Origin of the sequence: Agrobacterium sp. CGMCC 11546, assembly GCF_013365515.1 — a bacterium.
GTDB lineage: Bacteria > Pseudomonadota > Alphaproteobacteria > Rhizobiales > Rhizobiaceae > Agrobacterium > Agrobacterium fabrum.
In genome coordinates this window covers 1,619,375-1,634,963 of record NZ_CP047388.1, presented here as the reverse complement: position 1 = coordinate 1,634,963, position 15,589 = coordinate 1,619,375, and the positions used below count along the sequence as shown (strand labels likewise).

The following is a 15,589-nucleotide window of genomic DNA, read 5'->3' as shown; positions in this document are numbered from 1 at the left end:
ATGACCGGGCAACTTGCCCGAAAGTGCTCCAGCCCCTGCGTGGCAAGGCGATGCCGCCGTGGGCATTGTCGCCGCCATTACAAAAGTTTAAGGTGATTTCGTAGCGCATTGGGTGTCTTGTGGAGGAAAGCTGCTCCCAAGGCTTGCCGCACATGTTCGGGAAACATGTACTCTCATTACGCGGAATCGTCAGATGAAACGTTTCTGGACCGCCCTTAGCGTTCTTGCCATTGCAGCCGCCGGTACCTGGTATTTTAGGGATCGCCTGCCGCTCGATCAAATTCCCTATCTCAAACAATTTTCCAGCGCGTCTCCACAGCCCGGCGCCGAAACTGCAGCGCAATCCTCCCAAAACGGCCAGCCGGCCCGGCAGTCGGGACAAAGACAGGGCGGCGGACGTCGCAATGGCGCGCCGCCCACGGTCAGCACCATCGCCGTCGCCAAGGCGACGCTGCCGATGGATGCAACGGCGACGGGATGGGCAGTTGCGGCCGATATCACCAATATCGCCCCGCTTCAGGCCGGTCTCGTCACGGAAATTAGCGCGAAGGACGGCCAGCATATCAAGGCGGGCGATCTGATCCTCAAGTTGGATGACCGCATCGCCCGTGCCGCCGTCGACAAGGACAAGGCCAATATCGCCGCCGACCAGGCGACGCTGGAGCAGACCGAGGCCGCCTTCCAGCGTGCCACCAATCTGGTCAAGCAAAGTGCTGAATCGCAACAGGTACTGGACCAGGCCAGGGCAGCGCGCGACGGCGCCAGCGCCAAGATCGATGCCGACAAGGCAACGCTCGCCTCAGATCAGGTGACGCTCGAACATATGGAAATCCGTGCCCCGTTCGACGGGCGGCTCGGCGATATCACCGTCAGCCCCGGCGCCTACCTCAGTGCCGGCGTCAATATCGTGACGATTACCAAATATGATCCGATCTCGGTCAGTTTCCGGCTTTCCCAGCGCTACCTGCCGCAATTGCGTGAAGGCGTGACAAAAGAAACCGCCGTTGATGTCGATCCGGCGGCGACGGGTGGCGAGCCCATGCGCGGCGTCCTGCGTTTTTACGACAATACGGTGGACCAGACCTCGGGCACCGTGCTGGCAAAAGCGGAGTTCAAGAATGACCGCGGTCTTTTGTGGCCCGGCCAGTCGGTGAACGTCACCGCCCACTTCGTCTCGGACGATGAAATGATCGTGGTGCCGACGGTCGCCGTGCGGCCCGGGCCAAAGGGCAATTTCGTCTATACGGTCGATAACGACCACCGTGCCCATATGACGCCGGTGGAAATTGCCCGCTCGAATGGCGATCTCACCGCCATAACAAGCGGCCTCAATGGCGGCGAACATATCATCGTTGAAGGTCAGTCCGAACTTGCCGATGGCCAGACGGTGGTCGAGCAATTCTCGGACAAGGGCGGTGCGGCTGCCAATGTGGCCGCCAATATTCCGCAGGAACAGGTTGGCGGCCAATGATCCCTAATTTCTGTATCAACCGCCCCGTCGCCACCACACTTCTCGCCATCGGCCTTGTGCTCGCCGGGCTTGCTGGCTTCCGCCTGCTGCCCGTCGCTGCCCTGCCGAAGGTGGATTTTCCGACGATCAACGTCTCCTCATCGCTATCAGGCGCCTCGCCGCAAACCATGGCCACATCGGTCACCACACCGCTGGTCAAGCAGTTCGAAACCATTCCCGGCGTCAGCGAAATCAGCGCCACCAACACGCTCGGCAACAGCTCGATCGTGCTGCAGTTCGATCTCAACCGCGATATCGACGCCGCAGCAGCCGATGTTCAGGCCGCCATTTCGCGCGCCCAACGGCAATTGCCGAGCAACATGACGACAACCCCAAGCTATCGCAAGACCAATCCGGCCGATGCGCCGGTGCTGCTGCTTGCCGTCAACAGCAAGGAAATGCCGACCAGCAAGGTGGATGAGATCGCCGAAAACATCATCTCGCCGCTTCTCTCCACCATTTCGGGCGTCGCACAGGTGAGCATCTATGGTGCGCAAACCTATGCGGTGCGCATTGGTCTCGATCCAACGCAGCTTCAGGCAAGAGGGCTCGGTGTTGATACGGTCACAACGGCCATCACCCAGGCGAACAATCAGGTACCCGTGGGTGCCTTGCAGACCGACAATCAGCGCCTGACCATCGAGGCCGATACCCAGCGGACCAATGCGGCCGCCTTCCGCTCGCTGGTCGTCTCCACGAATAATGGCGCGCCGATTCATCTCGGCGATATCGCCAATGTCACTGACAGCATCGACAATACCAATGCCGGCAGCTGGTTCGATGGTGAACAGGCTATTATTCTTGCCGTGCAGCGGCAGCCGGATGCCAATACCGTCGAAGTGGTTGATGCCATCAAGGCCAAGCTGCCGGCGCTGCAACAGCAATTGCCGCCATCCGTCAATATCCATGTCATGAACGATGCTTCGACTGCCATCAAGGATGCGATCTCTGACGTTCAGTTCACCCTGTTCCTCACCATCGGGCTGGTGGTTGCGGTCATCTATCTTTTCACCGGGCACCTGACGGCAACCATCATTCCGGGCCTTGCCGTGCCGCTGTCGCTCATCACCGCTTTCGGCATGATGTATGTTCTGGGCTACAGCATCGACAATATCTCGCTGCTCGGGCTGACGCTATCGGTGGGCCTGGTGGTCGATGACGCCATCGTCATGCTGGAGAACATCCTGCGGCTGCATGAAAAAGGCCTGCCCATGCGTGAGGCGGCCTTGCAGGGGGCGGCGGAAGTCAGCGGCACCATCCTGTCCATGTCCGTCTCGCTGGTGGCCGTCTTCATTCCCATTCTGTTGATGGGCGGCGTAATCGGCAGGCTCTTCAACGAGTTCGGCATGGTCGTCACGCTGGCGATCATGGCCTCGGCGCTGGTTTCACTGACGGTGACGCCGATGCTTGCTTCGCGCCTGTCGGGCCACTCCTCGCGGCCGCCGGCCATCATCCGCTGGTTCGATGCCGGCTTCGAGCGCACGCTTCGCCTCTACGGCAAGGCCGTCGGCTGGTGCCTTTCCCACCGCCGCATCGTGCTTGCCTCATTTCTCGCCTCGGTCGCCGCCTCGGTCTACCTGTTCGAAACCCTGCCCTCCAGCTTCTTCCCGCAGGAAGATATCGGCCGCCTTTCGGTCTCGACACAGGCGCGTGAGGATATTTCCTACACGGCGATGCGCGATCTCCAGGCACAGGTCGCCGATCAGATCCGCAAGAACCCGGCGGTCGTGCATGTCACTTCCATCGTCGGTGGCAATTCACGCAATCCGCTGAACAACGGTTCGATGTTTGTGGAATTGAAGCCAAAGGAAGAACGCGCGCCGATAAGCCAGGTGCTGACCGAACTGGGTCAGGCCACGTCGAAAGTGGCGGGCATTCGCACCTATATCAATCCGCAGCAGAGCCTGCGTTTCGGCGGACGCAGTTCCGCCAGCCAATATCAGCTCGTCGTTCAGGGCCTGAATGCCGATACGACCAATGAATGGTCGAACAAGCTGATGGAGGCGATGCGCCGCGACCACACATTCACCGCCGTCACCACCGACGCCCAGAACGGGGCGATTGCCGCGACGATCTCCGTCGATCCGGAAAAAGCGGCCGCCTTCGGCATCACCAATGACCAGTTACGCAAGACACTGGAAATGTCTTTCGGCGGCTATACCGCAGCACAAATCCAGTCGACCGGCGACAGCTACGACGTCATCGTGGAATTCGACAGCTCCAAATCCTGGAATGACGATTTCCTCAGCGATATCAATATTCTTTCGGCAAAATCGGGAGTTCTGGTTCCGCTTTCCAACTTCGCCTCGCTGACCCGTACGCAGGCGCCGGTTACCATCAACCAGACGGGCCAGCTCGTCTCCACCACCATCTCCTTCAACCTGCCGGATGGCGTGGCGCTTTCCGATGCCACAAGCCGCATCGACCAGATCAAGACCACGATCGGCCTGCCGCAGGATGTGTTCACCAGCTATGGCGGCACGGCAGCGATCTTCCAGCAGAGCCAGGGCAATACCGGCATCCTCATTCTGGCGGCGGTGCTGACCATCTATGTGGTGCTGGGCGTGCTCTATGAAAGCTTCATCCACCCGCTGACCATCCTGTCCGGCCTGCCGGCCGCAGCCTTCGGCGCTCTTGTGGCGCTGAAGGTGATGGGCATGGATTTCTCGATCGTCGCGCTCATCGGCCTTTTGATGCTGATCGGTATCGTGAAGAAAAACGCGATCATGATGATCGACGTGGCGGTGGAGTTGATGCGCGAAAAGGCGGAACCGCCCGCAATCGCCATTCACGAAGCCTGCGTGCGCCGGTTCCGGCCGATCATGATGACCACCTTCTGCGCATTGCTGGGCGCATTGCCCATCGCGCTCGGCTCCGGCGCAAGTTCGGAACTGCGCCAGCCGCTCGGCATCGCCGTGGTCGGTGGTCTCATCGTCTCGCAACTACTGACGCTGTTCATCACACCCGTGATCTTCGTGGAGATGGACCGGTTCGGCCACTTCCTCACCGGGCTTTTTTCCCGCAAGAAAAACGTTGAGCCCCATGCAGAACAGCAAAAACCGCGTGGGAAGGCCGAACCGGATTCCGTGGCCGCCTAACGCACTTCCCCGAGGCGTTTCAGCGCCTCGGGAAAACCTTTGCCCTGCAGCTGGAACGACACAATGCGGCCCTGCAGATCAGGCGCCTCGATGGTGAGCGTCTGTTCCGCTTTCAGCGCCGAGACGAGCTCGATGAAGGGCGTGAAGGACACGATGCAGCCAACCGGCAGGCATGTGCTGACCTGCACTTCCTGCAAGCGCATATTTCCCGATTTCACTGAAAACAGCTTGGTGACGGCCAGACCGAAAGGCAGGACCATGGTGCCGGTAAGCCTGTCCGGCGTTGCGGCATCGTCCAGCCGGAACTCGACGGAGACGACCAGCTTGCGGGTTTTTTCCTCCAACTGCACCTGGGCAATGGCGCAAGGTGGTTTCGTCTCTCCCCCTGTGGAGGACGCGGCATCGGCACCGTCTTTTTTTGCGGCAGCCGCACAGGCAAGCTGCCAGCTTCCGTGAACCTCATGGAGGGGTGCTGCGGTTTTTGCCGCCTCCTGCGCAACCGCCTCACCCGCCGTGGCACCGGCGCAAAGAAAAACCGCAAGCGCCGCTTTCACGATGCACATCTGGCTATGTCCCATCAGAAACGAACTCCAAGTTCGGCGGCAGCGGATTGATCCAGCACGCCAGCCCCGAAAACCGCACCATAACGGAATGTCAAAGTGGCCGATGGCGTGAGATCATAGCTCAGCCCCAGGTTCAATATCGCTGCATCGCGCGGGCTCGAAGTGCTCGCAACCGAAAACACACCGCCACCCTCGTAGAACAAGCTGCTGCCCATGGCCGTATCGCCATAATTGTGACGCCACGCCAGATCGAACATCGCGCGGCCAAGCATGCCTTCAAGCGCGATATCGCGGCTGATCCGCGCACCGAGCGTGGTGTATAGCTGGTCGTAACTGGCAGAGTTGGCGGAAACAGCCGCGATGCCACCCTTCTCCTGGAAGCCGTCCGTGCGTGTATTCACATAGGCGATACTGGCATAGGGCTCGATATGGGTGAGATCGAAATCGAAATGCCAGGCGGCTTCGGCAAAGACCTGCGAGGTGGAACCACCGTAACTTGCGGAAAGGCTCTCCTGCAGCGTCGAGAAAGAAATCGAGCGGCGGGTTTCGGCATCCTGAAAAGCGTGGATTGCGCCGAGCCGCAAAGAGGCGGGGCCGATCTGTGTGCCCGCATAAGCGGCCAGATAATAGCTGTCCACATCGGCCGAGGCGGCAAGCACAGTCTGCTTGATACCGTCATGGCCATAACCGGCCGCAACCCCGGCGCGCCAGCTGTCGCTGAGTTCTCCATCAAGGCCGAACAGGATGCCGCCGCCGTTCATGTCGACGGATGAACCATTGCCGTCCCTATCGATACGCCCGTGAGACCCGAAACCGCTGGACCAGAAGCTAAGCGCGCCTTGATCAACTGCAAATGGGTTCTGACCGCCTTCCGCATAAGCGACCGGCAGGATTGGGCGCGCATCGACGCCCTCGAAAGCGCTGCGCAGCCGGTTGAGAATGACATCCCGGCTTTGCCCGCTGCGATTGATCAAGGCCATGGCAAGCGAGGGATGGATTTCTCCGGCAAGCTGCGAGAAAGCCCCTTGCGTTTCGCCCTGCTGCAAGAAGAGCGCCGCTTCATAGAGCGGCGAGGTTTCTCCGAGCGTCTCGACGGCATTGGCGGCTGCCCGCGCATTGGCAGTCGATGTCGCGGCGGCCAGTAAGCCGGCATCGGGCGATGTCCTGAGGAAAGAAAGATAGGTGGTAGCGTCATCGCCACTCTGTACGACCTTTGCGGTCAGATAGGCGAAACTTTCGTCAACACTTGAAAATGTGCCCGTCACTCCGCCCGTCGCCGTCAGTATCGTGTATCGCGTGCCAAGGCTGTAGGCCGAATGGGCGCCAAGCGGCGTGACAATAAGGCTGACATCGTTTGCGATGGTAATCGTACCGGTCACGGCAAGCCTGTCGGAACTGCCGTCCGCATCGATTTCGACCACATAGGTGGAGCCGCTCGCAAATGTCGCATTGCCCGTGGACGTCAGCGTGCCGATGGAATTTCCGGGCGCAAGCGTGCCGCCTGAATTGACGGTCAGACCGCCAATGGTGCCGGTGCCGCCGACCGTCGCGCCGCTGCCGACCGAAACGGCGCTTGCAAGCGAACCGTTCACGCTCAGCTTTCCAGAGGAAACCGCGGTTGCGCCGGAATAGGTGCCGTTTCCGGTCAGGAGCAGATTGCCGTCGCCGGTCTTTTCGAAGCCGCCAGTGCCGCTGATGGCATTGGAAAGCGTGCCCCCACCGTCAACGACGAGTTCACCATTATTGACGATGCCGCCGGAGCCAAAACTTTTCGCGGTTCCTTTCAGCGTACCGGCCGAAATGGTGGTTCCGCCGGAATAGCTGTTATTGCCCGAAAGCGTGGTGACACCAGCCTCGGCAACCACCCTGCCCGCACCTGAAATATCGGCGGACATCGTATAGCCCGTCTCGGAATGATTAAAAACGATACTGCCGTTCCCAGCGCCGAAGGCGATCGCACGCGCCTCGACCGCACCCGCGGACCGCGCCGTTTGGCCGGAGCCTGCACCGATACTCAACACCCCCGTCGAACCCGCCGCCGTGGCGATGAGGATGGTGGGGGCAGCAAGCGACGCGCCCCCCGTTATCTCAACGGAACCGTTTCCGGCACTGCCGACAACCATAAGGCCATCAACGGAAACATGGGATCCCACGCCGCTGACCAGAACCGCGCCACTCGATCCCAACCCATTGCCGACATAAAGATTATAGGCAGCAAGCGATCCGCCATTTACAACACTCAAGCTTCCGGAGCCCTGAAAGCCGACATCGACAGAGCCGGAATTCACGGTGCCATTGTCGACGTAAGCGGTGACGTTGGAACCGGATCCAGTGATGGTCATCGTGCCGGAAGCGCCGGCTAGATCCCCGAGGGTAACGCCAGTTGCCCTGATGGCGCCGCCATTGCTGACCGTCACATTTCCCGTGGCCCCGCCTGCATGTCCGACAAAAAACGTGCCGGTCATCGCCCAGCTCGATCCGTCGCCCGTTACCGTCACGGCGGAAGTGGACCCGCCATAGGTGGCAACATAACCGTCACGGCTTTTAACGGCGCCACCGGCCTCGACGGTCATGGAACCGTTGCCGTAAAGGCCGACATTGAGATCGGAGCGGCTTTTCACCGTGCTGTCTGCCCCCGACACCCGGACCGAGCCAATGCCGCCTGTACTAGTTCCGATGATGATATTCGCTGCATCGATAAGGCCGCCGCCTGTCACCGCCAGCGAACCCGTGCCACTCACCCCCACCTCGAGACTGTTTCGGTCGACGGTCCAGACCGACCCCTTTCCATCCACGATGGCATAGCCGGTTGCGCCTGCGACGACGCCAAGGTGCGCAACAGTGCTCTCCACGGAACCGCCTGCCGTGACGTTGAGCGTGCCGTTGCCGGCCGCGCCGCCCGGATCGGAGGTGTCGCCTCCGACCTGCAAATCGCCGGTCGTCCATTTCGAGCCGTCGCCCGTCACCGTCGCCTCACTTGCCGAATGGCGGCCGATAATGGCCTCGCCACTGGTGACCGTTGCCGCGGCTTCGACCAGAAGCTTTGCAGCTCCACCATTGCCGACGACGAGCGAATCGCTTTGCAGCGAGGAACCCAAACGGCTGACTGTCACGCTACTGCCGTCTGCGGAATTCAGATCCGCGATTACAGTCGTTGTCTGGCTGATAACCATACCGCCACCGGTGATGGTGAGCGTGCCAACGCCCGCCTCACCAACAACCAGGTCCGATGACATGTTCCAGCTGCTGCCTCCACCGGAAACCAACGCTGTTCCCACGGTATCGGGGTCGTTTGCCAGCACGCCATTGGCACTGTACAGCGAGCTGGCGCCAAGGACCTCCACATTGCCGCTACCACCCGCTGCGGATGACGACCAGCTGTTGTAACCCGCAAAAACAGTATCGGCGACAGTCAGGGTCGACGAATTATCGAGTTTGAGGGAGCCGCTTCCCGTTCCGCTCTCGCCAACATAGATATTTTCCGACGATGCCGTCGTACCGTGCAGCAGAAGAAGGCTGCCCGTTCCGTTGCCGCCGACGGAGACGTCACCATCATTCGCCCAGTTCGCGCCGACGAAACTTGCGGTGCCGGATGAGCCACTGGTAGCACCGAGAATAACCGAGTTCGTCTGCAAGCCGCCCTGCACCACCAGCGTGCCGTCGCCCGGAGCATTGCCTATCGACAATTGATGCACTTCAGCGTTGGTGCCTATCGTGATGACCGGGCCATAGGCGTTGATCATCGCGTCATCGCCCGCATTCGGCACGCGGTGCGACGGCCCCCAGGCGGCGTCGGTGAACCATTCAGCCCCGTCGGGGCCTGTCCAGAGCAATGTTTCCGCGACAGCATCCGATACGGCGGCAAGTGACAATGTCAGAAAGGAAAGACCCGTTGCCCCGCAGATGAGGAATCGGCCGAGCGCCACTCCACGCATTTCCGCAGTCGGACAGGCTTTCCCTTCCGAAACATGGCAGAAACCAGCGGACATCCAGTCTCCCTCAACTGCGCAGCGCGGTCTTCTCGCGATCCCGCGAATCATCTGTTTAATAAGTCAAATCAACTAGGACAGTTTGGAAGATGATTTCCAGTATGAATAGCAAAAGCGCGGTTTTTACTGACAGACGAAAACAGAAACGGAGCACGACAGGCGTGCTCCGTTAAACAACCAAGAGTAAATCTCTCTCGAGATCGAACGGGAAAATCCCGTTCTGTCTATTGCCTTGAAAAACGACCGAAGGCCCCGCCCGAAAAGCACAGCGGATCACCGTCGCGATGGGCGGCGCGCAGCACTTCGCCGACGATGATGGTGTGGTCACCCGCATCATGGGCGGCGGCGCGACGGCATTCGAAACGGGCGAGCGTGCCCGGAATAACGGGAACACCCTCGTCGTTGATTTCCCAGTCAAGATCGTCGAAAGCGCGGCCGTTGCGGGTAAAGCGGGCGCTCAGCACATCCTGATCGGCGCTCAGCACATGGATGGCGAAATGGGTCGCCTCACTGAAAGCCGGATGGCGTGACGAGCTTTTCGCCGGGGACCACAATACCAGCGGCGGATCGAGAGAAACCGACGCAAAGCTGTTGACCGTCATGCCGATCGGGCCTTCCGGCGTCGTTGCCGTCACCACCGTGACACCTGTCGTGAAAGCGCCGAGCGCGTTGCGAAAGCTGCGGCTGTTCTCGCCGCCGGGAACGAATACATGCTCATTGGGCATCTTGATTGCCTCTGCAACTGTCATCACGCCACCTCTTTTCCAATCGCAAGGGTGTAGAGTTCAAACCAGGTCTGACGGTCCATCGTCACGCGAAGCGCATCGGCCGCGGTTCTGATACGTTCGAGATTATTGGTACCCAGTACCGGCACGATCTTTGCCGGATGGCGCAGCAGCCAGGCGATGGCGACAGCCGTCGCATCGACACCCTGTTCCTTGCCGATGCGCTGCAGGGCAGCCATGGTGCCGCCATGCGCGCCTGAAAACAGCGAACCGCCACCAAGCGGCGACCAGGCCATGGGCGAGACACGCTTTTCCTGTAGATAGGCGAGATCGCCATTGGTAAAGGTATCGGTGGCGAGAAGGCTCATTTCGATCTGGTTGGTCACGAGCCGGTTGCTCATGGCCGATTGCAGCAGCGAAAAATCCCACGGACGGAAGTTGGAGACGCCCACCGCCTTGACCTTGCCGGAGGCGACCAGCGCATCCAGCGCCTTACCGGTTTCTTCCGCATCGATCAGCGGGTCCGGACGGTGAATGAGCAGCAGGTCGACATGATCGGTTCCCATGTCGCGCAGCGAGGCTTCGACCGAGACGTTGATGTGGCCGGCCGTCGTATCGTAATGCTTGACGCGAGCGGAGGAGTGTCGGCCGGCCGGCGCGACGATGCCGCATTTGGTGACGATTTCGATTTTGTCGCGCAGTCCGGGCGCCGCCTTCAGGCCGCCGCCGAGAATGGCTTCCGCCGTGTACCCACCGTAAATATCGGCCTGATCCATGGTGGTGATGCCCTGCGCGAGGCAAGCCTCGATCTTCGCCTGCACATGCGCCGGCGAGGTGTCGGCATCGTCACCGATGCGCCACATGCCATAAACGATGCGGCTGAGTTCGAGTTTGTCAGAAAGAGCGATACGTTGCATCAGTGGCGTTCCCCGTTGCCGAGCGGCGTAGCAGGCGTTTCAGAAGGCACCCGGCCGTAGGCATGCGGCAGGGAGCAGGTTTTCATCTGCGGCAGAACCTTGGTGCCGAAATGTTCCGCCTCGTCGAGATGCGGATAACCGGAGAGGATGAAGGCGCGGATACCCATCTTCTGGTATTCCTCCAGCGCCGAAAGAACCTGATCCGTCGAACCGACAAGTGCTGCACCGCAGCCCGAGCGCGCCCGGCCGATGCCGGTCCACAGATTGGGCTCGACGTAACCGAACTTGTCGGCGAGTTCGCGGGCGCGCGCCTGATGCGACACGCCGAGCGAGCCGCTGTCATGGGCACGGTTGCGGATAAGTTGGCCATATTCGTCATCGAGCTTGGAGACTAGATGGTCGGCATATTCGCGGGCTTCCTGTTCGGTATCGCGTACCACCATGTGAACGCGCAGGCCATAATCCAGCGTGCGGCCATGGGCGGCGGCGCGCTCATGGGCGGCGCGCATGCGGTCGGCCAGCTGGTCCTTCGTCTCCGGCCACATTAGATAGACGTCACACTGTGCGCCGCAGAGTTCCAGCGCGTCGGGAGAATAACCGCCGAAATAGAGAAGCGGGCCGCCATTCAGCTGGTAGGGTCTTGCCGGTTCGGTCGACACACCCTTGAACTGGTAAATCTCGCCGTCATGGTCGATGGTGTCGCGCGTCCAGGCCTGACGCAGGATCTCGACGACCTCGTGGCTGCGCTTGTAACGGAAAGCGCTGTCGGCCACTTCGCCGGGGAAATCGGAGCTGATGACGTTGAGCGTCAGGCGGCCCTTCAGCATGTGGTCGAGTGTTGCCACGGTCCGCGCCAGCATGATCGGCTGCATCTCGCCGCAACGGATCGCCGCGAGGAAATTGATGCGGTCGCTAATCGGCGCGCAGCCAGCAACGAAGCTCAACGTATCCTGCCCGACCTGATAGGACGAAGGGCAGAGAATGTTGCGGAAGCCGAGTTCCTCGGCTTTTTTGACGATATCGGAGCAATGTTCGAAGCTGGAACGCAGGCTTCCATCCGGCACGCCGAGATAGGCGTAATCATCGGAACACAAAGCGGAAAACCAGGAGACCTCGGCAGCATCGAGATCAGCAGATGTAACGGGTACGACGGTCATGCAATTCCTCCTCAGGGCCGCTCTCGTTTTTCTTGCATAACATCAAGAAATATGTAAATCAATGATGTATCAATTTTTGTTTCGGCGGAGGAAACTGCATCATGAAACACACTGGCGGCAGCCTGCCCATGTATATGCAGATCGCTGAAATGCTGGTGCGCGAGGTGGCGGCGGGCCGGCTGATCGATGGCGAAAAGCTGGCGCCGGAGCGCGACATGGCGGCAGATCTGGGCATCGCCGTCGGCACGCTGCGCAAGTCACTTGCCGAATTGCAGGAGCGCGGTCTTCTCGAGCGCGTGCAGGGCTCCGGCAATTACATCCGCGCCGTCAGCGATCCGCAAAGCGTCTACGCCTTTTTCCGGCTTGAACTGATCGAAGGCGGCGGCCTGCCGACGGCAGAGGTTCTGGATGTGGCCCGCCTTGCCAAGCCAGCCGATCTGCCGGCCTTCGGCACCTCGACAGAAGGGCACAGGATACGCCGCCTGCGGCGCATCGCCGGCAAACCGGCAGCTATCGAGGAAATCTGGCTTGATGGTTCTTACGTCGACACAATCACCATCGAAAACATGTCGGAATCCCTCTATCTCTACTACCGCACCCGCCTCAATCTCTGGATATCGAAGGCGGAAGATCGCATCGATCTCGGTGACGTGCCCGAATGGACACCCGAGGTCTTCGGCCAGAAAGCCGGCTCCTCTGTGCCGCGGGTTCTGCGCCTCAGCCAGGCGCAGGATGGCGCAGTGGCCGAAGTTTCATGGACCTGGTTCGACCATACCGTCGCCCGCTACGTTTCTCGCATACGTTGAGATTACGCAAATTTCGCGTGATCCACGTGGACGAAGGAATTTGACGGGAGGCAAGCACGCCACGGCCCGCGCTGCGGGTTATTTTGCAGTTATATTTCTTAGAATCAAAGACTTATTAGTTTTTGATTTCTGTCAGAAATAAAATTGATACACTATTGATTTCCTTTTTATGAAAGGTAATATCACGTCCTCAGGGAGACAGGCGTTTCGCCATCCCCGCTATCGCCAGACAATCGGGATCGATTTTCGAAGATGCGATACGGGGAACTTGAAGGTTGATACCGGCTATTGCGTCCATTCAAATTCTGGGCGCGCCGGTCGTGAGGAGGAAAATATGGCGTCGGTCAGCCTGCGCAAGCTGGACAAGAGTTACGGTGCGCTTCGCATCGTCAAGGGCATCGACCTTGAAATCAACGATGGCGAATTCGTCGTGTTCGTCGGCCCTTCCGGCTGCGGCAAATCGACGACGCTGCGCATGGTCGCGGGGCTGGAGAGCATTACCGGCGGCGAGGTGAAGATCGGCGACCGTGTCGTCAACCAGCTGCCGCCGCGTGAACGCGACATCGCCATGGTGTTTCAGGACTATGCGCTTTATCCGCACAAGACGGTGCGCGAAAACATGGGTTTCAGCCTGAAGGTGCGCGGCGTCAGCGCTTCCCAGGCCAATGCCAGCATCGATGAAGCGGCGAAGATGCTGGGCATCGAGCACCTTCTCGACCGGCGGCCCGGCCAGCTTTCCGGCGGCCAGCGTCAGCGTGTAGCCATGGGACGCGCCATAGTACGCCGTCCGCAGGTCTTCCTGTTCGATGAGCCGCTTTCCAACCTAGACGCCAAGCTGCGCGGACAGGTGCGCACCGAAATCAAACGCCTGCATCAGCAGCTCGGCACGACGATCATTTACGTTACCCATGATCAGGTGGAGGCGATGACGCTCGCCGACCGCATCGTCATCCTGCGCGGCGGCGATATCGAACAGGTTGGTACGCCGGATGAGGTTTATAACCGCCCGGAAAGCGTCTTTGTGGGTGGTTTCGTCGGTGCGCCCGCCATGAATTTCGCCCGCGCCAGGGTCAATGGCGACCGGCTGGCATTTTCCGACGGCAACTCCCTGCCGATGGCGGCCATCCGGCCATCGCGCGAAACAGGGCTCGAAGGCCGAGACGTCATCGTCGGCATTCGTCCGGAACATTTCGGTCCCGCCGAAGGCTTCGACAGCCAGCTTGCCGTCAGGGTGCAGGTGGTGGAGCCGCTGGGTTCGGACACGCTCGTCCATTTCAGCCTTGGCGATGCGGCGCTGACCGCGCGGATGCCGCCGCAGCTTCGGCCAACGCCGAACGAGGAACTGCGGATCGGCGTCGACCCATCCAAGGTCCATCTTTTCGACGCGACGACGGAACGCTCGATTCACTGATTGCCGGGCAAAAAGGCTGCGCGGCCAAGAGTTTAATAACGGGAGGAACACATGACACTTAAAACCATCAGGGGCAAAGCCCTTATGGGCGCAGCGCTCTGCGCAACAATGCTTACTTTTTCGGGACAGGCCTTTGCCGACGCCGAACTGAAAATCTTCGTTTCCAGCCAGCATCAGCCGGATATCTGGCGCAAGGCGCTTGATCAATATGAGGCAAAGACGCCGGGTGTGAAGGTAGTCATCGAGACTGGCGGCAATACCTCGGAAATGCAGGCGCAATATCTCAACACCGTCATGTCGGCCAAGGATTCGAGCCTCGACGTGCTGATGCTCGACGTCATCCGTCCCGCGCAATTCGCCACCGCCGGCTGGACCAGCGATTTCTCCGGCAAGGACTTGTCCGGCTATCTGCCGACCTATGCCGAAGCCAATACGGTGAACGGCAAGATCGTGGCGCTGCCTGCCTTTGCCGACTCGATGTTTCTCTATTACCGCAAAGACCTGCTCGACAAATACGGCATTAAGCCGCCGACCACCTGGGATGAGCTGAAGGAAGCCTCCAAGAAGGTGATGGACGGCGAAAAGAACCCCGAGCTTCAGGGCCTGTCCTTCCAGGGCAAGGCGATCGAAGGCGCGGTCTGCACCTTCCTCCTGCCCTACTGGAGTGAAGGCAAGTCTCTGGTTGAAAACGGCAAGCTGAATTTCGACAACAAGGCTGCGGTGGATTCGCTAAAGCTGTGGAAGAGCTTTGTTGACGACGGCATTTCCAAGAAGAACATTTCGGAAGTGGCGACCGACGACACCCGCAAGGAATTCCAGGCCGGCAAGGTGCTCTTCGCCGTCAACTGGTCCTACGCCTGGACCCATTTCCAGGGCAAGGAATCGCAGGTAAACGACAAGGTCGGCGTCGCCCGCCTGCCGGCCGTCAAGGGCGGTGAGCAGACGACCTGCCTCGGCGGCTGGGAATTCGGCGTCTCCGCCTATTCCAAGCAGCAGGATGAAGCCAAGAAGCTGGTGGAATATCTCTCCAGTCAGGATGTGTCGAAGTTCATGGCGATCAACGCAGCACTTCTGCCCACCTATGCCGCACTCTACAAGGATGCGGACGTGACCAAGACAATCCCGTGGTTCGCGGACGCCCTGCCCGTCGTTGAAACGGCAAAGGCCCGTCCGGTTACCCCGCGTTACAACGAGGTCAGCGAAACGATCCGCACCACGGTCAATGGCGTTCTTGCCGGCGTGATGACACCGGAAGATGGTGCAAAGCAGATGGAAAGCCGTCTGCGGCGCGTTCTGCGCTAAGCTTTGAGGCCGGAAGGCGGCATGCGCGCCATGCCCTTTCCGGCTGTTTCGACTGACAGGAATAAAGCCGCCTGAACGGCGCGATAAACGGGCCGGACATAAACCGGTCCG

At 60.1% G+C, this 15,589-nt stretch carries 10 protein-coding genes; 5 read left to right on the top strand and 5 right to left on the bottom strand.

Annotated elements, in window-relative coordinates:
- The first annotated feature begins 193 nt into the window (after positions 1-193).
- On the top strand, positions 194-1,471 hold the full coding sequence (locus GSF67_RS22040) for an efflux RND transporter periplasmic adaptor subunit (protein WP_006314860.1): 1,278 nt from the start codon (positions 194-196) through the stop codon (positions 1,469-1,471).
- Positions 1,468-4,608, top strand: coding sequence for an efflux RND transporter permease subunit (locus GSF67_RS22035; RefSeq protein WP_006314861.1), 3,141 nt, complete (start codon positions 1,468-1,470; stop codon positions 4,606-4,608). Before GSF67_RS22040 ends, GSF67_RS22035 begins: the two co-directional genes overlap by 4 nt.
- Here GSF67_RS22035 and GSF67_RS22030 read toward each other — a convergent pair.
- The 5 genes from GSF67_RS22030 to GSF67_RS22010 form a co-directional block, all read right to left on the bottom strand.
- Positions 4,605-5,186 (bottom strand): invasion associated locus B family protein, encoded by a 582-nt coding sequence (locus GSF67_RS22030; RefSeq protein WP_006314862.1) that lies wholly within the window; start codon positions 5,184-5,186, stop codon positions 4,605-4,607. The two genes, GSF67_RS22035 and GSF67_RS22030, sit on opposite strands and share 4 nt — an antisense overlap.
- A complete protein-coding gene (locus GSF67_RS22025) occupies positions 5,186-9,160 on the bottom strand; it encodes an autotransporter domain-containing protein (RefSeq protein ID WP_006314863.1) in 3,975 nt (1,324 codons plus the stop codon). The genes GSF67_RS22030 and GSF67_RS22025 overlap by 1 nt, the downstream gene beginning before the upstream one ends.
- A gap of 224 nt (positions 9,161-9,384) precedes the next feature.
- On the bottom strand, positions 9,385-9,909 hold the full coding sequence (locus GSF67_RS22020; RefSeq protein ID WP_035216167.1) for a flavin reductase family protein: 525 nt from the start codon (positions 9,907-9,909) through the stop codon (positions 9,385-9,387).
- Complete coding sequence (locus tag GSF67_RS22015; protein WP_006314865.1) at positions 9,909-10,802, bottom strand: aldo/keto reductase family oxidoreductase; 894 nt, start codon at positions 10,800-10,802, stop codon at positions 9,909-9,911. The genes GSF67_RS22020 and GSF67_RS22015 overlap by 1 nt, the downstream gene beginning before the upstream one ends.
- On the bottom strand, positions 10,802-11,959 hold the full coding sequence (locus GSF67_RS22010; protein WP_006314866.1) for an LLM class flavin-dependent oxidoreductase: 1,158 nt from the start codon (positions 11,957-11,959) through the stop codon (positions 10,802-10,804). The genes GSF67_RS22015 and GSF67_RS22010 overlap by 1 nt, the downstream gene beginning before the upstream one ends.
- A 101-nt stretch (positions 11,960-12,060) precedes the next feature.
- Between GSF67_RS22010 and GSF67_RS22005 the strand changes: the two genes are divergently transcribed.
- The 3 genes from GSF67_RS22005 to GSF67_RS21995 all read left to right on the top strand — a co-directional run bounded on the left by GSF67_RS22005 (position 12,061) and on the right by GSF67_RS21995 (position 15,478).
- Positions 12,061-12,765 carry a GntR family transcriptional regulator gene (locus GSF67_RS22005; RefSeq protein WP_006314867.1) on the top strand — a complete coding sequence of 235 codons (705 nt, stop codon included), beginning with the start codon at positions 12,061-12,063 and terminating at the stop codon, positions 12,763-12,765.
- Positions 12,766-13,099: 334 nt separating this feature from the next.
- Positions 13,100-14,176: an ABC transporter ATP-binding protein gene (locus tag GSF67_RS22000; protein WP_006314868.1), complete on the top strand. Its 1,077-nt coding sequence runs from the start codon at positions 13,100-13,102 to the stop codon at positions 14,174-14,176.
- Positions 14,177-14,227: 51 nt separating this feature from the next.
- Positions 14,228-15,478: an ABC transporter substrate-binding protein gene (locus tag GSF67_RS21995; protein WP_006314869.1), complete on the top strand. Its 1,251-nt coding sequence runs from the start codon at positions 14,228-14,230 to the stop codon at positions 15,476-15,478.
- The last annotated feature ends 111 nt before the right edge of the window (positions 15,479-15,589 follow it).

Bases quoted from the DNA above. Each gene is read 5' to 3' on its own strand.
- GSF67_RS22040 (WP_006314860.1), top strand. From the start codon at position 194: ATGAAACGTTTCTGGACCGCCCTTAGCGTTCTTGCCATTGCAGCCGCC.
- GSF67_RS22035 (WP_006314861.1), top strand. From the start codon at position 1,468: ATGATCCCTAATTTCTGTATCAACCGCCCCGTCGCCACCACACTTCTC.
- GSF67_RS22030 (WP_006314862.1), bottom strand. From the start codon at position 5,186: ATGGGACATAGCCAGATGTGCATCGTGAAAGCGGCGCTTGCGGTTTTT.
- GSF67_RS22025 (WP_006314863.1), bottom strand. From the start codon at position 9,160: ATGTCCGCTGGTTTCTGCCATGTTTCGGAAGGGAAAGCCTGTCCGACT.
- GSF67_RS22020 (WP_035216167.1), bottom strand. From the start codon at position 9,909: ATGACAGTTGCAGAGGCAATCAAGATGCCCAATGAGCATGTATTCGTT.
- GSF67_RS22015 (WP_006314865.1), bottom strand. From the start codon at position 10,802: ATGCAACGTATCGCTCTTTCTGACAAACTCGAACTCAGCCGCATCGTT.
- GSF67_RS22010 (WP_006314866.1), bottom strand. From the start codon at position 11,959: ATGACCGTCGTACCCGTTACATCTGCTGATCTCGATGCTGCCGAGGTC.
- GSF67_RS22005 (WP_006314867.1), top strand. From the start codon at position 12,061: ATGAAACACACTGGCGGCAGCCTGCCCATGTATATGCAGATCGCTGAA.
- GSF67_RS22000 (WP_006314868.1), top strand. From the start codon at position 13,100: ATGGCGTCGGTCAGCCTGCGCAAGCTGGACAAGAGTTACGGTGCGCTT.
- GSF67_RS21995 (WP_006314869.1), top strand. From the start codon at position 14,228: ATGACACTTAAAACCATCAGGGGCAAAGCCCTTATGGGCGCAGCGCTC.